At 60.6% G+C, this 18,229-nt stretch carries 20 protein-coding genes and 2 tRNA genes; 13 read left to right on the top strand and 9 right to left on the bottom strand.

Features of this window, described 5'->3' with window-relative positions:
• Positions 1-138 precede the first annotated feature (138 nt).
• Both NEZ08_RS25010 and NEZ08_RS25015 read right to left on the bottom strand, forming a co-directional pair.
• Positions 139-215, bottom strand: a tRNA-Arg gene (locus NEZ08_RS25010).
• Positions 216-278: 63 nt separating this feature from the next.
• Positions 279-542: a hypothetical protein gene (locus NEZ08_RS25015; protein ID WP_298113321.1), complete on the bottom strand. Its 264-nt coding sequence runs from the start codon at positions 540-542 to the stop codon at positions 279-281.
• 218 nt (positions 543-760) lie between these two features.
• Here NEZ08_RS25015 and NEZ08_RS25020 point away from each other — a divergent pair, with 218 nt between their 5' ends.
• The gene (locus NEZ08_RS25020; RefSeq protein ID WP_298113274.1) at positions 761-1,207 is read left to right on the top strand and encodes a hypothetical protein; all 447 of its coding nucleotides are present in this window, start codon (positions 761-763) and stop codon (positions 1,205-1,207) included.
• Between the two features lie 71 nt (positions 1,208-1,278).
• Here the strand turns inward: NEZ08_RS25020 and NEZ08_RS25025 are convergent, their stop codons facing one another.
• Entirely contained in the window at positions 1,279-2,187 is a 909-nt protein-coding gene (locus tag NEZ08_RS25025; protein ID WP_298113277.1) for a PhzF family phenazine biosynthesis protein, read from the bottom strand.
• Between the two features lie 146 nt (positions 2,188-2,333).
• Here NEZ08_RS25025 and NEZ08_RS25030 point away from each other — a divergent pair, with 146 nt between their 5' ends.
• A complete protein-coding gene (locus NEZ08_RS25030; protein WP_298113279.1) occupies positions 2,334-3,200 on the top strand; it encodes a DMT family transporter in 867 nt (288 codons plus the stop codon).
• Between the two features lie 7 nt (positions 3,201-3,207).
• Here the strand turns inward: NEZ08_RS25030 and NEZ08_RS25035 are convergent, their stop codons facing one another.
• Positions 3,208-4,665 carry a deoxyribodipyrimidine photo-lyase gene (locus tag NEZ08_RS25035; protein ID WP_298113282.1) on the bottom strand — a complete coding sequence of 486 codons (1,458 nt, stop codon included), beginning with the start codon at positions 4,663-4,665 and terminating at the stop codon, positions 3,208-3,210.
• 252 nt (positions 4,666-4,917) lie between these two features.
• A complete protein-coding gene (locus tag NEZ08_RS25040; RefSeq protein WP_298113285.1) occupies positions 4,918-5,577 on the bottom strand; it encodes a peroxiredoxin in 660 nt (219 codons plus the stop codon).
• 354 nt (positions 5,578-5,931) lie between these two features.
• On the opposite strand from NEZ08_RS25040, the gene NEZ08_RS25045 reads away from it, so the two are divergent.
• On the top strand, positions 5,932-6,510 hold the full coding sequence (locus NEZ08_RS25045; protein ID WP_298113288.1) for a hypothetical protein: 579 nt from the start codon (positions 5,932-5,934) through the stop codon (positions 6,508-6,510).
• Between the two features lie 10 nt (positions 6,511-6,520).
• On the opposite strand, the gene NEZ08_RS25050 is transcribed toward NEZ08_RS25045, so the two are convergent.
• Together NEZ08_RS25050 and NEZ08_RS25055 are read right to left on the bottom strand one after the other, a co-directional pair.
• Positions 6,521-8,392 (bottom strand): alkaline phosphatase family protein, encoded by a 1,872-nt coding sequence (locus NEZ08_RS25050; RefSeq protein ID WP_298113290.1) that lies wholly within the window; start codon positions 8,390-8,392, stop codon positions 6,521-6,523.
• A 101-nt stretch (positions 8,393-8,493) separates the two neighbouring features.
• Entirely contained in the window at positions 8,494-9,246 is a 753-nt protein-coding gene (locus NEZ08_RS25055) for a thermonuclease family protein (protein WP_298113293.1), read from the bottom strand.
• Positions 9,247-9,629: 383 nt separating this feature from the next.
• On the opposite strand from NEZ08_RS25055, the gene NEZ08_RS25060 reads away from it, so the two are divergent.
• From NEZ08_RS25060 to NEZ08_RS25075, 4 genes are all read left to right on the top strand, one after another.
• On the top strand, positions 9,630-11,645 hold the full coding sequence (locus tag NEZ08_RS25060; protein WP_298113296.1) for an acetyl/propionyl/methylcrotonyl-CoA carboxylase subunit alpha: 2,016 nt from the start codon (positions 9,630-9,632) through the stop codon (positions 11,643-11,645).
• A gap of 131 nt (positions 11,646-11,776) precedes the next feature.
• Entirely contained in the window at positions 11,777-12,643 is an 867-nt protein-coding gene (locus NEZ08_RS25065) for an isocitrate lyase/PEP mutase family protein (protein ID WP_298113298.1), read from the top strand.
• Positions 12,640-12,939, top strand: coding sequence for an acylphosphatase (locus NEZ08_RS25070; protein WP_298113299.1), 300 nt, complete (start codon positions 12,640-12,642; stop codon positions 12,937-12,939). Before NEZ08_RS25065 ends, NEZ08_RS25070 begins: the two co-directional genes overlap by 4 nt.
• A gap of 25 nt (positions 12,940-12,964) precedes the next feature.
• The gene (locus NEZ08_RS25075) at positions 12,965-13,804 is read left to right on the top strand and encodes a class II aldolase/adducin family protein (RefSeq protein ID WP_298113301.1); all 840 of its coding nucleotides are present in this window, start codon (positions 12,965-12,967) and stop codon (positions 13,802-13,804) included.
• Between the two features lie 38 nt (positions 13,805-13,842).
• Here NEZ08_RS25075 and lipB read toward each other — a convergent pair whose 3' ends face one another.
• A complete protein-coding gene (lipB, locus tag NEZ08_RS25080) occupies positions 13,843-14,562 on the bottom strand; it encodes a lipoyl(octanoyl) transferase LipB (protein ID WP_298113304.1) in 720 nt (239 codons plus the stop codon).
• 67 nt (positions 14,563-14,629) lie between these two features.
• On the opposite strand from lipB, the gene NEZ08_RS25085 reads away from it, so the two are divergent.
• From NEZ08_RS25085 to NEZ08_RS25100, 4 genes are all read left to right on the top strand, one after another.
• Complete coding sequence (locus NEZ08_RS25085) at positions 14,630-14,872, top strand: FliM/FliN family flagellar motor switch protein (protein ID WP_298113306.1); 243 nt, start codon at positions 14,630-14,632, stop codon at positions 14,870-14,872.
• Positions 14,873-14,986: 114 nt separating this feature from the next.
• A tRNA-Leu gene (locus NEZ08_RS25090) sits at positions 14,987-15,071 on the top strand.
• A gap of 142 nt (positions 15,072-15,213) precedes the next feature.
• Positions 15,214-16,563: a DUF6538 domain-containing protein gene (locus NEZ08_RS25095; RefSeq protein WP_298113309.1), complete on the top strand. Its 1,350-nt coding sequence runs from the start codon at positions 15,214-15,216 to the stop codon at positions 16,561-16,563.
• A gap of 4 nt (positions 16,564-16,567) precedes the next feature.
• Positions 16,568-16,885 (top strand): hypothetical protein, encoded by a 318-nt coding sequence (locus tag NEZ08_RS25100; protein ID WP_298113312.1) that lies wholly within the window; start codon positions 16,568-16,570, stop codon positions 16,883-16,885.
• Positions 16,886-16,905: 20 nt separating this feature from the next.
• Here NEZ08_RS25100 and NEZ08_RS25105 read toward each other — a convergent pair whose 3' ends face one another.
• On the bottom strand, positions 16,906-17,028 hold the full coding sequence (locus tag NEZ08_RS25105; RefSeq protein ID WP_298113314.1) for a hypothetical protein: 123 nt from the start codon (positions 17,026-17,028) through the stop codon (positions 16,906-16,908).
• On the opposite strand from NEZ08_RS25105, the gene NEZ08_RS25110 reads away from it, so the two are divergent.
• Positions 17,027-17,287: a hypothetical protein gene (locus NEZ08_RS25110; RefSeq protein WP_298113317.1), complete on the top strand. Its 261-nt coding sequence runs from the start codon at positions 17,027-17,029 to the stop codon at positions 17,285-17,287. The genes NEZ08_RS25105 and NEZ08_RS25110 overlap by 2 nt on opposite strands.
• A gap of 317 nt (positions 17,288-17,604) precedes the next feature.
• Positions 17,605-18,229: hypothetical protein (locus NEZ08_RS25115; RefSeq protein ID WP_298113319.1), on the top strand; the 625-nt coding region annotated here is incomplete at its 3' end.

Consider the following 18,229-nt stretch of genomic DNA (forward strand, 5'->3'; position numbering starts at 1 on the left):
TATGGACTATGATCTCGGCTACTTTGACGATGAGACCTGCAGGTTAGAACCCCTCGCAAATCCCTTCGGACCAAAAGTGTTACCTATGTCCCCGGAATGAAACGTAACCCATGTGTCCGGAATGGACCAAGGTGGCCCTGGCGCGCTCGGAGAGATTCGAACTCCCGACCCTCGGAATCGAAATCCGATGCTCTATCCAGCTGAGCTACGAGCGCGTGCGACCCGAATATCAGACTTGCGCGGGTCACGCCAACAGGTCAGGACGCCTCACGACGCACTTAGAAGCAGGGATAGCGTCCGCCTTGGGCATTGTAGGTCGCCGATCCCTGGGCGCAGAAGTTATTCGAGGGGCCATCATAATAGGCGAAGGTGCCCGGCTCGGGGCCCGGTCCGTAATTATGCAGATAGCTGATCGGATAGGGCAGCCCGTAGGTGTAGCCCTGCCAATGATGGTGGTGGTGCCGGCGTGCCTGTGCCGGAACGGCGGCCATGGCCACCACCGCCAAAGCAGCTGCGGCGAGCGCGAATTCGGGAAGACGCATCACGGAAATCTCCGGGGGAACACAAGCTATCTTAAGCCAAAGATGGTTCGCATCCAGCGCAAAAAGCCGAAAAGCTCCTCAAAATGACCGAAAAATCGGAAATTTTGGCGTGCTCGGCATGCTTAACGAATTTCCAACACAGTCTCGCCAGAGTTCTGGCCTCTGATCCCTCGACCTCAGACGTTTTTTCCGGGTTTGCCGCCGCCAGACCGTCGTCCATGCGCATCACGCTTCTCGCATCGCTATTGCTCCTGTGCATGGGCATAAGCCCTGCGCGCGCCGTTCTGCACATCACGCGCGACCACGGCGGCTATGTCGAGGAGTACAAGGCGAAATACGAGCGGATCCGCGACAGCCACGATAGGGTGATCATCGATGGCATCTGCAACTCCGCTTGCACGCTCGTGCTCGGCATCGTCCCGCTGAACAAGATCTGCGTAACGCCGCGCGCGAGCCTCGGCTTCCACCAAGCCTATTACGACAAGGCATTCACCTTCGGCATCAAGGTTACGAGCACCGAGGGTACCTCCGAGCTGATGTCCTATTATCCCGATGCCGTGAAAGACTGGATTCGCCGTAACGGCGGGCTCACCACCGAAATGAAGAAGATCAAGAACGGCGCAGAACTCTGGAAGATCGTCGATCCCTGCCCGGAAGAATGGTGATCAGGTACCCCTTGCGTTTCGAGAGGCCGGCCCAACAGCAGCTCAGTTCTTTGCCACAAGGCCTGACCTGCTCAAGCCAGCTCAATCGTTCCCGACATTACGGGCACGCAGTGTCCACCGATATAGGTTGCGGTCACGACGCCGTCCCTTTTTTCCGCTTCGGCCTTCAGAACGCTCGGCCGCCCCATTTCGACGCCTTGGGCGACGGTCTTTGACAGCTGTAAGTCACGTTCGGTCCGCAGGTGGGCGAGCAGACCGATGAGAGCGACGTTGGCGCTGCCGGTAGCCGGGTCCTCAGGGATCCCGTGATGGGGCGCGAACATCCGCGCGCGGATGTCGAGCCCGTCTTCGGCGACTTGCGTGTAGATGAAAATGCTGGTTGCAGGTTGCTTGGCGACCTCGCGCATGAAGATGTCCGAGCGCGCGGCCGCTTCCGCGAGTTTCGCACGTCCTTTCAATTCGGCGAGAATAAACGGCGCGCCGCAGGAGGCGATGCAGGGCCGGTGATTCTTCGTTTCAATATCGCTGACCGATAGCGAACAGGCGGAGGCGATCAACTCGGCCGAAATTTCTTCGCCAACCGACAGACGCTGCGGGGAGGCGAGGCGGGCGCCAACCACGATCGGGCCTTCCTTCAGGATTGCAATCGGAACGAGGCCGGCCTTTTCCTCGAAGGTCACGCTGTTACCTTCAATCATGCGGCCGTAGCTCTTGCCCGCACGCGCGAGCGCAAATGCCGTGCCTACATTGGGATGACCGGCGAACGGCATCTCATAGCGTGGCGTGAAAATGCGGACTTCCGCCGTGTGAGCGGGGTCCTTCGGTGGCAGAACAAACGTCGTTTCCGCGAGATTGAACTCGGCGGCAATGGCCTGCATCTGGCCGCCCGATAAGCCCTCCGCGTTGAGAACAACGCCGAGCGGATTACCGGCAAACTGCGTGCCGGTGAAAACATCGACGGTGACGAAGTGCAGTTTCATCGGATGTTGCCTTCAAACTCACCCGGTTGCGAAGGGATCGCCCAAGACCCGCATTGTTATGCGATAGCCGGCGGGCCATCAGCCGCGTTCCTCGATTGCCCGATAGCATACGTTTGTGCAAACAGGGCGGCAAATCAGGATCGCGAATGAGCAAGAAATTCGATCAGTTGGCCGCGCGTGCGGCGCCGGCGGTTTTTGTCGTACTCTGGAGCACCGGCTTTGTCGCCACGAAATCCGTGCTGCGCAGCGCCGAGCCTTTGACTTATCTCGCCATCCGCATGGCGATCGTCGTGGTGATCATGGCGGCCATCGCGGCCGTGGTGCGGCCGCGATGGCCGGATCGCGCGGGGATCGCCCATAGCGCCGTCGCCGGTCTGCTCGTGCACGGATTTTATCTTGGGGGCACTGCGGTCGCGATCGCGCATTCGATTCCGGCCGGTCTCTCGGCCCTGATACCGGGCTTGCAGCCGATCCTCACCTCCACGCTGGCCAATCGCTTCCTGGGCGAACGCGTCACGGCGGTCCAGTGGGTCGGTCTCGGGCTCGGGCTCGGCGGTGTCGCGCTGATCCTTCACGAGCGTCCGATGAGCGGAGAGGCAGGGTTTGGTTGGCTGGCTTCCGGCGTGTCGCTGATCAGCATCACGCTCGGCACCCTCTATCAGCGCCGTTATTGCCGCGACATCGATTGGCGCGCCGGCAATCTCTTTCAATACATCGCGGTCGCGATCTTCTTTACGGTCGGCGCCTTCGCATTCGAGGACCGCGTCGTGCACTGGACCGGCGAGTTTATCCTCGGGCTGGCCTGGCTTGTGGTCGTGCTGTCGATCGGATCAATCGGGGTGCTGTACTGGCTGATCCGCCATTCGGCGGCAACTTCCGTGGCGAGCCTGTTTTATCTCGTTCCGGCCGTGACCGCATTGCTGGCCTATCTCTTGTTTGGCGAGCGTCTCGATGCAGTTGCTCTTGTCGGCATGATGGCCTGCGCGGCTGCGGTGTTCGTGGTGAACCGCTAGGCGCGTTTCAGCCGCCGCGCAGCTTCTCATAAGCCTTGAGCGCGCGCTCCCGGGCCTTTCGGTGGTCGATGATCGGCTGTGGATAGGTTTTTCCCAAGGTGACGCCCGCGCTTGCGAGTTCAAGCGGACTTGCTTGCCACGGCTGGTGAATGAACTTTCTCGGCAGTTGCGCCAGTTCGGGCAGCCAGCGGATGACATAAATCCCGTCGGGATCGAATTTCTCGCCCTGAAGCACAGGATTGAAGATGCGAAAATAGGGTGCGGCGTCGGCACCGCAGCCGGCCACCCATTGCCAGTTGGCGGGATTATTGCCGGCGTCGGCATCGACTAGCGTATCCCAAAACCACTGCTCCCCTGCGCGCCAGTCGATCAGCAGGTGTTTCACCAGGAACGAAGCCACCACCATCCGCACGCGGTTGTGCATGACGCCGGTATGCCAGAGCTGGCGCATGCCGGCATCGACGATAGGATAGCCGGTCTGGCCGCGCTGCCATGCCCTCAGCGCGTTCTCGTCACGGTGCCAGGGAAAGCCGTCGAAGGGCGATTGCAGGTTCCGCGTGGCAAGATCGGGGATGTCGAACAAAAGATGCCGGCAGAATTCGCGCCACCCGAGTTCGCTCAAGAATTTGTCGGCGTCGCTGGCAAGCGCAGGGCGTTCGGCGGCCGCAAAATGCGTGGCGTGCCAGACCTGTCGCGGGCTGATCTCCCCGAAGCGCAAGTGCGGCGACAGGCCGGAAGTGCCGTCGCGGTCGGGTCGGTCGCGGTCATGGGCGTAACCTGCGAGACGTGTTGCCAGAAAATCTTCCAGCCGTTTCTGCGCGGCGTTTTCGCCAGCCGTCCAGCTTTCGCGCAGTCCGCCGGCCCAGTCGGGCCGCACCGGCTCAAGACCAAAGGTTTCGATGGCGTCACTTGCGACGGTCGGACCGGCGCGCAAGCGGCTCGGCGCAGCCAGGGGCTCGGGCGTCGCGCCAAGCCCCTGAATGCGCCGCCAGAACGGCGTGAATACACGCAATCCCCGGCCTTCCTTGGTTCGTATCGTCTCGGGCGTCGCCAGAAGGTCGCCTGGAAAAGCCTGGGCGTTGATGCCAAATCCCCGCAGCGCCGTTGCAATGGCCTGCTCGGCATCCTGATGCGGCGCTTGCGCGATGCTGTTCCAGAAAACGTCGCGCGCGCCCACCTCGCACGCCAACTGCGGGATGATCGATGCCGCATGTCCCTTCCGCAGCACGAGCGGTACGCCTTCAGCGCCAAGGCGCTTATCGAGGGCCCGCAGTGACTGCGCGAGCCACCAACGCGCCGCGCCGCCGATCGGGCGGGACGCAGTCCGCGTCCTGGCCTCGTCGAGGACGTAAAGACAAATGATCGGCCGGCCGGTCGCTGCGGCCGCGTGCAAGGCGGGATGGTCGGAAAGGCGGAGGTCGTCACGAAACCAGACGATGCAGGGTGCGTCGGATCGATCAGCCATCAAACAGTCAACTCATCTGGAGTACGTCGGCTCCGGCCATTTTATAACCTCGTCCGCGCTCGGGTGTAGTACAGCACATAGAGCGAGAAAAGCGCGAGGGGTGCCTTTTCGCGGGACATCGCTCATCATCTGGCGAGATAGACGCTGGCCCGGGTCGATTTCGTACTTTGGGCATCATCGCGAAACGCGATGCGATCCCAAAAAGAAAATGCCCGGCGCTTAGCCGGGCATTCGTAGGGTTTGACCGCCGTCCTACTTCGGTGCCGGTACGATGCGGATGTAAGGCTTCGGCGCCTTCCAGCCCGCAGGCCAAGTCTTCTTGGCCTGTTCGTCGGACACCGAGCCGGAAATGATCACGTCTTCACCCGGTTTCCAGTCGGCCGGCGTGGACACGCTATGCTTGGCGCTCAGCTGGATGGAATCGATGGCGCGGAGAATTTCCTGGAAATTGCGTCCCGTCGACATCGGATAGACCAGCACCAGCTTGATCTTCTTGTCTGGGCCGATGACGAACACGTTTCGGACCGTCTGGTTATCGGCGGCCGTGCGCGTTGCAACGTCGCCCGAAGCTGAAGCCGGCAGCATGTCGTAGAGTTTCGAGACATGAAGATCGGTGTCGCCGATCATGGGGTAGTTCGGCGCGGCCCCCTGAGTTTCGCGGATGTCCTCCGCCCACTTGGCGTGCCGATCGACCGGATCGACGGAAAGACCGATCAGCTTGACGCCGCGCTTGTCGAATTCCGGTTTCAGTCTCGCGACCGCGCCGAGCTCGGTTGTGCAAACTGGCGTGAAATCCTTTGGATGCGAGAACAACAGTGCCCAGCTGTTGCCGATCCAGTCGTGGAACTTGATCTTGCCTTCAGTGGTTTCGGCCTCGAAATCCGGGGCCTCGGCGCCAATTGGGAGTGCCATTAGTCGACCTCATTCGTTCATCTTGGGGAGTGAATTTGTTCTCTGGGAGTATAGGGGGCAGGCCGTCCCAAGTGAACGGCTGTCTCAAAAAGGGTAGTTTCTTCTCTCGTCGAGGTCCAGCCTAGCATCTTCTTCCGGCTCAGGAGAGCGAAGCGGAAAAGTGAACCGGGCTGCCCTGATATTGCCGCTTATGGTTTCCACAAGCCCGCCGCCGCCTTCCGAACCCGCGACGACCGTCAGAGCGACAATTCGGCAACCCTTTAAGAATCTCAACGTTCCGATTTCGAATCGTTAACCAGTCGTTTACGCCCGACAGGTCTGTTGGCCCAGAACAAGAAACTGCGAGTAAGTGCAATGTCTACCCAGTTGGCTGCTTCGGCCGAAACTGCCGCGACCTTCGAGCCTGCCGAGATTTCTTGCCGCGAAACCGCCGCCCGCGCGCTGGCGATTGTTCGTGATGGCGTGATTACGGGAGAGGGGCCCACTACCAGGGGCCGAGTGCATTTTTCGCGAGAACTAGATAACGACGACGTCGCCTGGTGCGAGCGCATCCTCACGGCGGCGGCGGTCGTTCATCAGCCGGTCAGCCGGGCCGAAGCCGAGGCATTGTTCGAGATTGACGAGGCAGCGACGGAACGCAAGGATTCCGGGCGCTTCGACGACCTCATCGCCAAGGCAGTGGTGCATCACGCCGCTTCCGTCTCCGGTCTACCGGTGCCGCCGCGTTCCATTGCCCTTGCCCCGGAAACATCGATCGAGAGTTGGGCTCCGGCCAACGCCACCAAGGTCGATATCGAGGTTTTGAACTGGATCGCGAACCAGATGCGCTCCAACCGACACCGCAACCGTACGCTCGCAGCCCTTATCGCGACACTGGTCGGCGCGGCGATTCCGCTTACGCAATTGCCGAACGTCTTCGATATCGGGATGTGAGTCGAGGCGCCTATTGCTTCCGGACGGCGGGCGATTTTTCCGCCGTTTTTTCCTTTCGGCTCTCGACATCCAGCCCGACCGTCCGTCCCGGAAAGCCGGCAGCGTCGAAATAGCGTTGTGACAATACCTGCTGGTACTTAACTACCGTACGCAGGCCATTGGCAGCCGGTTTGGACGTAATCGTGCCCCCGGCCGATTTGGGAACGATTCCGTTCGCCAGCGCCTCCGACATCGTCCGGCCGGTCAAGCCGCCGTTGCTCGCAGCGCGCAAACCGAGCAGGCCAGCGATGGTCATTCCGACATCGGCGTTGTTCACCGGCAGTGGGTCGACATAGCCTGCTTTGAAATCCGGTCCGATCGCCGCCATGAAGTTCAGGATATCGCCGCGCCCAAAGCTGCCATGCATGCCCTGGCCCTGGCGAAGTATCGTATCAGCGACTTCCACCGAGCAGTTGGTGGGTTCGTCGCACCCTTCGGCGTAAGAGCGGAAGTTGACCACGATCGAGGGCGTAGGTGTCGCCGCCTTGCCCTTCAGGCCGATCTGCGACATTTCCAGCGTACCGCGGAAACGCCCGAGCTTATCGTCAACGAAAATGCCGCTGACATAGTCCTGCTCGAGCAGGGCCTCAATGGTCCGTGCCGCCAGCTTCTTGTCCCGCTTGGGCAGATAGATAAGGTCCGATCCCCCATTGGTCGCGACCACGAGATCGGGTTTTGCGGGATCTGCACCCAACAGAGCGTTGCCGGCCTTCGGATGAGCGCCGTCGGCCACCTTCGCATTATTGTTGTTCGGATCGAACAACGGCAGTTCGAGCGCCTTGGCCAGATCGAGCGCCACGAAGCCTAGCGGCAGAAAATCCCTCGGAGTGTCGTCGTACGATGCCTTCGCTGCAGGGCTCGTCTGGCTCTTTTTGGAGATCGTCGAGAAGCCGTGGTCGGAGGCGATGATGATGTTGGTGTCGGCGGCAAGGCCGAGGTCGTCCACTGCTTTGCGCAATGCCGCGAGGTTGTTGTCGGCGTTCCTGATACCGGCAAGCGAGGTCGGTCCGTTGATGCCCGGTGTCACCGCGTTGAGGCTGTCTCCGTTGTTGTGCTGGCTGCCGTCGGGGTCGCGCGACCAGAATACCAGCACGAATGGCTTGTTTCGCGCCTTGAACAGCGGCAGCACCACCTTGGTGGCAACATCGACAAAATAGGCCTGCTGGACCGTGTTCGGGACCAGGGTGCCAGGCGTTTTGGCATCGCCGGCCCTGCTGTTCTCGCCGCGCGCGGGGGTCGCGAGCGGCAGGCCGGCCGTGGTCAGCGCCGCCCTGATTTCGTCGGACAACGGCACGCCGTTCTTGCCTCCGGTGGCATCATCGAACACGATCGAATGGGAGCCCTCGCTACCGATCTTGTCGGTGTGATCGAAAATCAGGGTAGGGCCGAGCTTGCCGACGGCGGCGGTGCTGAAGCCGTTGGCGCGTGCCATTTTCAGGATGGTTTCTTCGTTCAGATAGTCGCCGCCGAAATGCTCGTCGGCATCACGGATGACAGGATCGGACTCCAAAAATGGAGTGACCGTGCCGCCCGCCGGACCGACCGGATAGCCGGCGTAGATGGTGTTCGAGAAGTCGCCGGTGTCGCCGAGATAATGGCCTGTCGCCATCGCCGATGCGTTCGCCGTCGTGAAGGTGGGAAACATCGAGTGCGAGTTCTTGAAATTGACTCCTCGCTCGCGCACCTCTGCCATTGCCGGTGCCGTTTCGGCGCTGACGATCCGCCCGCGCAACCCGTCGGGCACAAACAGAATGATATTGTGAGGCTGGCTTTCTTGCGGGAAGGCGGCGGTTGTCGGCAGCAAGAACAATCCAGTGGACAGAATCACCACGGCGCGGCGCATTGTTAAAAATCTCCGGTGAATCAAAATGGCAGGCCCGTCGGCCGGCTGTTCTGTCTAAGTTTGCCGGATGACAGAATTGTTACGGTTCGCAACGGTCTAAACTAGCTCCGCTGCCTCGAAAACGGGCGGCAATTATAGGCCTTGCGGAAGCCGGCCGCCCTCGCGTCGTCCTCGGAGCAGAACCACCGATCGGGATTGGTCATTGCCGGATAGCTGCGGCAAGCCTGCAGGTGATAAATGCCGATATTGCCGGTGACGTGGGCGCGGAGCGCATACTTGCCCTTGATGTTGCAGCCCGGCGGCGCGGTAGGATCCTGCGGAAACAGCACCTGGCGAATTTCGCGATCCTTGTCGGCGCGGCAGGCGGCCCCGAGCAGCACGCCGTCCTTTCGTCCAAAGCGGAAATCCTCCGGCGCGACAAAGCATCCTTTCCACATTCCCCGGCGATTGTTCTTGGCATCGGTTTGGTCATCGCCAAACCGGTCCTGTCCCGCGGTCGGGGAATCGATGGCGAGGCCGCGCCGCACCATCAGCCGGTTCAGGCTGGTGGCGTCGTCGCCTGCGGTGCAAATGCCGACGTGCCATTTGTTGTAAGTTGGGTCGCGCCCCAGGTCCTGGCACCGGACGTCGCGGTCGGCGATCAAGCGGATCAACTGGTCGCGGGCTTCGATGCCGCATGCCCAGCTATCGGCGTGGTCGTCGATACATAACTGGTCGGGAGCGGGCGCATCGATCCCTCCGAGCCTATAGGTCACTCCGTCGACCGTGATGGCACCCGCACCGCGAACGGCGGATTTGGCGGCGAAGCTTGGGGGGACGACGAACAACGCCAGGGTAAGGATAAACCAACGCATGATCGAACACTGCAATGAAAAGCGCGACGACGGTGGTCAACGCCTATCACATCTTACCGGTCAAAGCTCCTGCCGAACCGACGGCCGTCCGCTCCGATGACTAGCCGGAGCAGAATTTCCATATTTAGCGCTCGCGGCTCCTGGCTCGATAACGGCCTGTTATAGCGTGCGGAAAGGTCGATCTATACCTCAAGCCGGGGGCTCTCGGCAGCGCTGGTCAGTCCCCTAAGGCCCGCAGCAGAACTGAGAGCAGGGCGGTTATTTCGACATATAGACCGTTGCCTCGGCGCGGTTTTGCTGTACGACGGAATTGTTACGTCCTCCCGCGCATGGCAGTGTGGGAACGAAGTCCCGCCCCGAAAGGTTCGCAAGCAAGTCCGCCAATGTTCAAACGAATTTTGATCGCCAACCGCGGCGAGATCGCCTGCCGGATCATCAAGACTGCCCGCCGGATGGGAATTGAGACAGTCGCTGTTTATTCCGAGGCCGATCGCGACGCCCTTCATGTCGAAATGGCTGACGATGCCGTCTTTATCGGTCCGCCAGCGGCAGCCGAAAGCTATCTGATGATCGACAAGATCGTCGAAGCCTGCCGCAGCAGCGGAGCGGAAGCCGTCCATCCCGGCTACGGATTCCTGTCGGAACGCGAGGCTTTTCCGCGCGCGCTGGAGAAGGCGGGCATCGTCTTTATCGGTCCAAATCCGGGCGCGATTGCTGCCATGGGCGACAAGATCGAATCCAAGAAAGCGGCGGCAAACGCCGACGTCTCGACCGTTCCGGGCCACCTCGGGGTGATCGAGGATCCCAAACACGCGGTCAAGATCGCCGAGGCCATCGGTTACCCCGTCATGATCAAGGCTTCTGCCGGTGGTGGCGGCAAGGGGATGCGGATTGCTCATTCCAAGGCGGAGGTCGCCGAAGGCTTCGAGCTTGCGAAGGCGGAAGCCAAGTCCTCGTTCGGCGACGACCGCGTCTTCATCGAAAAGTTCATCGTCGATCCCCGGCATATCGAAATCCAGGTGCTCGGCGACAAACATGGCAACGTGATCTATCTTGGCGAGCGCGAATGTTCGATCCAGCGGCGTAACCAAAAGGTTATCGAGGAGGCGCCGTCGGCGCTGCTCGATGAGACCACGCGGCGCAAGATGGGCGAGCAGGCGGTCGCGCTTGCGAAAGCGGTGAAGTACGATTCCGCGGGCACTGTCGAATTCGTCGCCGGTCAGGACAAGAGCTTCTACTTCCTGGAAATGAACACGCGCTTGCAGGTCGAGCATCCCGTGACCGAACTGGTAACCGGAATCGATCTGGTTGAGCAGATGATCCGCGTGGCCGCCGGCGAAAAGCTCACGCTTTCGCAGAAGGATGTGACCTTGACCGGATGGGCGGTTGAATCGCGCCTTTATGCCGAGGATCCCTTCCGCAATTTCCTGCCATCGGTCGGACGGCTGGTGAAATATCGTCCCCCGGCCGAACGGAAGGCGGACGGCGTGACCGTGCGCAACGACACCGGCGTGCAGGAGGGAGGCGAAATCTCGATCTATTACGACCCGATGATTGCCAAACTCGTCACCCATGCCCCGTCGCGCGCGGCGGCGGTGGAAGCGCAGTCGATGGCGCTCGATGCATTTTACATCGACGGCATCCGCCACAACATTCCATTCCTGTCGGCGCTGATGAACCATCCGCGCTGGCGCGAGGGCAGGCTGTCCACCGGCTTCATCGCCGAAGAATTCCCGCGAGGTTTTACTGCGCGCGCGCCAGAGGGAGAGGTCGCACGGAGGATGGCCGCGGTCGCCGCCGCCATCGATCACGTGCTGGGCGAGCGCAAGCGGCAGATCTCGGGCCAGATGATCGGACGGCCCGTGTTCCGCGAACGGCGCCGGGCGGTGTGGCTCGATCGGGAAGAAATCGCGCTCGAAATCGGCCGCGAAGCCGATCATCTCGTGGTTCAATTCGTCGAGCCCGAGGGCGCGATGGGCCATCCGCATCTCCTCGCTTCGTCCTGGAAACCGGGCGACCCGGTCTGGCATGGCAAGATCGACGGGCTAGAAGTCGCGATGCAGGTGCGCCCGGTTCTCAACGGCTTCCGGCTTGCACATCAGGGCTTCGATGTCGCCATTCAGGTTTTCACTGAGCGAGAAGCCGCCGCGGCGAGGTTGATGCCGGTGGCTGCAGCTTCCGATTCCGGCAAGAAATTGCTGTGCCCGATGCCGGGCCTCGTAGTCTCCATCGCGGTCAGCGAAGGTCAGGAGGTCAAGGCAGGTGAGACTCTTGCGGTTATCGAAGCCATGAAGATGCAAAACGTGCTGCGCGCCGAGCAGGACGGCACCGTGAAGAAGGTTTACGCAGCCGCCGGCGCCACGCTGGCCGTGGACGCGTTGATCCTGGAGTTTGCCTGAAGCGTCGTCGCGAGCCAACGGGTTGCGCGAATGCGCGGCCGACGAGCGGTTCCTCAGAGCAATCCAGGCGGTCAATAAATTCTGGGGTGGCTTCGTCGCGCTGCGCCTTGCAATGACAACGAGGAAAGATCATGGCCTTTCGTCGACGCCGCGAAGCGTTTCGCTCCATTCTCACAGGGCCAGCATGTATCCGCCCGGGCTCGGTCTATGATGCAATCTCGATCCGGATCGCAGAAGATCTCGGCTTCGAGCTTGGCATGTTTGGAGGCTCGGTTGCATCGCTTGCGGTACTGGGCGACCCCGACGTAGCGCTGATCACATTGACAGAGCTTGCCGAGCAGATGCGGCGGATGTCGCGCGCAGCGGTCCTGCCGGTCCTGGTCGATGCCGATCACGGCTATGGCAACGCGTTGAATGTGCGCCGGACAATCGAGGAGTTGGAGGCTGCCGGGGCCGCGGGGCTGACAATCGAAGATACCTTGTTGCCTCAGGCTTACGGGCAGGCCAAGACCCAGCTGATTTCGCTGGAGGAGGGGGTCGGGAAGGTAAAAGGAGCGCTGGATGCGCGGCGGGATCCTGCGTTCGTCATTGTAGGACGGACCGGAGCCGTTTCCGTCACCTCGCTGGAGGACGCGATCCTGCGCGCCAAAGCGTATGAGGCCTGCGGCGTCGATGCGCTGTTTTTCACGGGCATCAAGACAACGGTGGAACTCGAGGCGATATCGGCTGCGACGCGCCTGCCGCTCATCCTGGGCGGAGCGCCGGAAGCGATGTCCGATCTTGGCTATCTCGGGGAACAGCGGGTTAGGGTAGCACTTCAGGGCCACGCGCCGATCGCGGCCGCGACGAAAGCTGTTTTTGAGACGCTTAAGGCGTTGCGCGAGGGAATGCCGCCGAAGGCCTTGACCGGCCTTGCCTCGGCCGAGTTGACTGCGCGGGTGACGCGCGAGGCAGACGTCAACGATCGAATGCGGGATTTGCTTGGAATAAAGCGATGAACGAGGTCATCCGTCGGGTCGTAATCCGCGGCCGGGTACAGGGTGTAGGCTATCGGGCCTGGGTTGACCATCATGCGCGCAGCCTCGGTCTGAAAGGCTGGGTTCGAAATCGGCGCGACGGCTCTGTCGAGGCGGTGTTCGAGGGAACCGAGGACGTCGTTGTCGACATGGTCATGGCTTGCCGCAGCGGGCCGCCATCGGCGCGGGTCGATGACGTTAAGGAAGAGGAAGCGCACGCGGACACGTCGGCACAGCGCCGCGAAGGCGAGGCGTTCTCGGTGCTGCCGACAATCTAAAAAAACGAGGTTCAAGGAGAGGTCAATGAAAAGGAAATTCGGCGGGCCATGGGGCAGCCGGCTAACGAGTCTGGGCATCGTCGTCGCCGTTGCTGCGCTGCTGGTGGGCCGCGGTGAAATGTCCGCCCAGACGCCGTCCGCTTTGCTGCCGGGCGTCGATCCGGCTTTGCTAGAGGAAATCGCTGTCGGCAGCCGTATCCTGGCTGATTTTGGCGTGCTCGACGGCTTTGGCCATGTCAGCGCGCGCAATCCTGCCAATCCAAACCACTTCCTGATGTCGCGCTCGCTCGCACCTGCGCTTGTGACTCCCGCCGACATCATGGAGTTCGACCTCGACGGCAATCCGGTGGATGCGCGGGGCCGAAAGGTGTTTCTGGAACGCTTCATCCATGCGGAAATCTACCGCGCGCGCCCGGACGTGATGTCGGTGGTTCACACCCATTCGGCCGGCGTCATTCCGTTCTCGGTAAGCCAGGTGCCGTTGCGCGCGATGTATCACAACCCGGCTTTCCTCGCGGGCGGCGTGCCGGTCTGGGATATCCGGAAGGACTTCGGCGACACCAATATGCTGGTCAGCAATGCCGCGATCGGCAAATCGCTGGCGACAGCGCTTGGGGACAAGCCGGTGGTGCTGATGCGCGGCCATGGCGACGTCGCAGTCGGGCCGTCGGTCAAGGCGGCCGTATTCCGCGCTTACTATACGGATGTCGATGCCAAGCTTCAGGCGCAGGCCATCGCGCTGGGCGGCGAGCCGAACTATCTGACACCGGGGGAAGGCGTGAAGGCTGATCAGACCAACCTGGTGGTGATCGACCGCATTTGGAACCTGTGGCGGATGAAAGTTCTGCCGACGCTCACCAAATAATCTTCATCTCGCCCAGCCACGCCGTGGCTGGGCAGCTCTCAAATCGCCTCTGGCAGGCGTTCTTTTTGGAACACCTCCTCGAACGATTGCCGGAGCGCAATATCGAGGTCGGCGGTGGTTGCCGTCAGACCGAGATCGGCAAGGCTGGTAACGCCGTAACGCGGATCGGTCACGCCGCAGGCGACGATGCCCTGGAAATGGTCGAGCTCCGGCTCGACGTTGATCGCGATCCCGTGGAACGACACCCATCGCCGCAAGCGCACGCCGATGGCGGCAATCTTGTCTTCATGACCCTTGCCCTTGTCGGGCCGGGCAACCCAGACGCCGACCCGGTCCTCGCGCCGCTCGCCCCGGACGTTGAAGGCCGCCAGCGTGCGGATGATCCATTCCTCGAGGCTTGCGACATAGGCCCGGACATCAGGCCGGCGCCGCTTCAGATCGAGCATGACATAGGCTACGCGCTGACCGGGGCCATGATAGGTGAGCTGGCCGCCACGGCCCGTTTGGAAAATCGGAAAACGGGCATCGAGGAGATCGGCCGCCTTGCCGCTGGTACCGGACGTATAGAGGGAAGGGTGCTCCAGCAGCCAGACCAGTTCGCCGGCGCGGCCTGCGGCGATTTCTGCCACACGGGCTTCCATTGCGGCCACCGCCTGGGGATAGGGAATCGCCTGGTCGGAGATCAGCCACTCCACCGCCGCCCCGCCGGGGGCAGCCGAGAAGGCTGTTAAATCGAGGTCCTGGCGGTCGTTAACCATCGGCTAACCATAACGTGGTGATCTCGGCGTACGCAATTTTGCGTTTGTCCGTGTGGTAGTCGGTCCAGTGCCAACCCTCGATAAAGTCAGCGTCGACCTCATGGTGGTTCTGGGAACCACGACAATGCCGATTCATCAGGTCATGCGGCTCAGCCGCGGCGCGATCATCGAACTCGACGCCACCGAGGCGGACGAGGTCAAAATCCTTGCCAACACGCTTCCTATCGCCTCCGGCGTCGTCTTGGTCGATCGCAACCGGATCGCGGTCGAAGTCAAGCAGATGCTCCCGAAAGCCGTCGGCAGCCGCTGATTCGTTAGCTCCGGCAGCTCGCAAAATCACGAAATCCATGCCTTCCCGGCCTTGTCGGCGTATGGCTGATTTGTTACATCGGCGCCGTCGCCGCAGGTTGCGGCAGACACCTAAGCGCTCGTGGCGGAATTGGTAGACGCGCTGCCTTGAGGTGGCAGTGAGTAACATCGTGGGGGTTCGAGTCCCTCCGAGCGCACCAAAAAACCGCCTAAGCCATCGCTCACAATCATCTGATATATAATAGGAACCGGCAAGACAGCTTTCGCCTGCTGCTTGCACCCGCTCAAATCTGTGATACAAAACGAGATACATTATGTGATACATGAGTTGGGGAAGAAGCGGTGGTACGGCAACGTAAGCAGGATCGCTTTCTGCTCCAGCGTGAAGGGCTCTATTACTATTGGAGACGCGTTCCCAAATCGGTTGAGCACCTGGACGATCGTGCTCCGCTCATCCGGCATTCGCTCAAAACAGACGATCTCGCCGAAGCGCGCGCGAAGCGTGATCTCCTTGAACAGGCGGATCGCATGTTTTGGGGGACGTTACTCACCGATGCCGACACTGCGAAGGCGCTAGCCGGTTATCAGATCGCAAGAGCTCGCGCAGAGGCTTTGGGATTCACTTACAAGCCGGCCGGTGAGGTTGCGAACCTTCCGCTCGACGAGATACTCCGAAGAGTTTCGTCCATCAGCGACCCTCGCACTCCGGTGGTGACCGAGACTGCCGCGCTCGGCGGCATTGAGCAGCCGAAGGTCAAGGTGTCGGAGGCGTTCGAGGTCTTCTGCAATGAAATTAGGGCGGCCGAACTCGCTGGAAAGAGCGACAAGCAAAAAGAACAATGGAAGAAGGTGAAGAAGCTCGCTGTGACTTCATTCGTCGCCGTCGTCGGCGATCTGGCGATGATCGACATCACACGGGATCACGGCCGGCAATTATATCAGCACTGGGTCAAGCGCCTTGCCCCGACAGACGGCAGTAAAAAGAAATCCGCCTCCTTGGGTAAACGCCGTATGGGTGACATGAGGATTCTCTATGAGGAATACTTCAAGCACATCGGAGATATCGACAGACAAAATCCGTTTGATGGCCTTACCTTTAGCGAAAAATTCAAGCGGTCGCGGCCGCCTTTCCCCATCGAGTGGGTACGTGACAAGATTTTCAAACCGGGCACGCTGGCGGGCATGAACGCTGAAGCGCGCGGCATCGTCTTGGTCCTCAGCGAAACCGGCGCGCGAGGCGGCGAGATTTGCAATCTGCATAAAGACGTCATTAAGCTCGGTGATGCAATTCCGCACATTCTTGTCGAACCGAGGCTTGACCCCGAAGATCCACGCGAGATCAAGACCGTGTCGTCGATCCGGCGCATTCCACTTGTCGGGGTCGCGCTCGAAGTCATGAAGAAGTTCCCAAACGGATTCCCGAGTTACAAAGAGAATGAGAATAATTTCTCGAGTGCGGCGGGAAAGTTCTTCCGTGAGAACAAGCTCTTCCCGACGAAGAAGCACGTCATCTATTCGCTCCGCCATACCTTCGAGGATCGTATGAAGGAGGCCAGAATCGACGACGAGCTTCGCAATATCCTGATGGGTCACACCGTCGATAGACCCAAGTACGGGTCCGGCGGTTCGCTGAAGCTCTATCAGGAAGAGATGATGAAAATCGTCTTTCCTTTCGACCCGGCAATCATTTGAGGCGTTGGCGCGCGCGCTTCATCCGCTCTTCCTTGGCCCTGAGTGTGTCCAGTTCATTTTCAATGCGCTCGTATATCGGCAGATAAACAGCGCCACGTTTGCCAGCGCGGTCGATCGCGAGAGCCACCCTGTCGAGGCACTTTTCCAAAACCTCGACACTCACCTCGACGTTAGGCTTCTTGTCGAAAGCTGCTCGATGGCGATGTCGCATGTGGCGCCGAATTGGGTGACTTATCGCCCATTCAACGCAGCCTTTGTGTCGGTAGAAAAGGGCGCGATCGATCCGATCGCGCAATCGGTCGCAATGGCGCGCAAATACTGATCTCTCAGATCGTCGCGATGTTAAGATAATCCATCGTGCACCGCGCTGACGCTTCTCTTGGCAGGCAGTGTCAGCATTTGCCAGCGGTCTGTCCGCCGGACCGGCACGTCGATGGCGACATGCTTGAAATCGATGGCATCCATGAATCCTCTTGTCGGCGAAACCAGACTCACAGTAGCCATTGCACTACAACGCAAAATTCTGGACTTCGGCATGGCTCCTCGTTCGAATGAACTTCCAAGGACTGGATTCGCCGTTGAGATCGACGGGCGAATCAAAGCCGAGTTCAATACCAGAGAGGGTGCTGAGAGCGGTGCCATCGAGTTGAAACGCCGTTTCCCTGCGCTCCGAATTCGCCTCTATGACGCGGAGACGCAATCGCGGCACGACGTCCAGGCCTGAGTGGCGTCAGAGGCCGTCATTTGCCGGCATTCCAGGCGACATTTGTATGCCGCATCTCGATCTACGCGCTGCGAGCGAATCGTCGCTTTGCTGATCTTATGATCAGCGATGTTTCGAGCGTAGACCGACATGTCATGATTGCTAGCAATTACCATTGCCGGCGCTCGCGAGCGTAAAGCCCGCGTACCCAAAAAGAATGCGATCGCCGATAATACGCTCGCGCCTGTTTTCGCGCGCTGATCCCGCCGAAACTACGATAGCTGAGCTCCGCACCTTGCGCGGATGACGCAACACGCTTTTCTATCGCCGTGAATAGAGTGGCGAAGGTCAGCGTCGAAAATGAAAATTCTCGAAATAGATTTGCATACGGCCGCGCGTCAGAGCGTGTCATGAAGCGGAAAATCTGCGTCTATGTCGGCGAGGATCTTGTTTCGCGATTGGCAGTCGCGGCCGAGCAGCGCGGTGCCACCAAGTCCGGGCTCGTCGGCGCCGCGCTCGAGCGTTTTCTTGATGTAGCAGGGGATCAGGACGACCGCCTCGGTATGCATGAACGTCTGACCCAGATGGGCCAGCAACTCGATCAGCTCACGCGCGAATTGAAATTCGTTGGTGAAACAGTTGCAATGCACGCGCGCTACCATCTCACTGTAACGCCAGCGTTGCCGGATGCCGCGCAATCGGCCGCCTGCAGAATAGGCGCAGCGCGTTTCAATGAATTCGTCGCGCAGGTCGCACGACGGGTCGATCAGGAGAAACCTGTCATCCGTGAAACGCTGGACCGACTTGCCACGACAAATGCACATCGGCGTTCGCCTGAGGATCAGGCTCCGCAAGGTGCTGCCGGCGGGCATCGAGACCATGCTGATCGCGCCCCTACGAAGGGCCGGTCGCTCGACGCGCACGTGGCCGCCGTGTCGATTTCGTCCGTGCCACCCACCGATC

Source organism: Bradyrhizobium sp. (assembly GCF_027451485.1).
Taxonomy (GTDB): Bacteria; Pseudomonadota; Alphaproteobacteria; order Rhizobiales; family Xanthobacteraceae; genus Bradyrhizobium.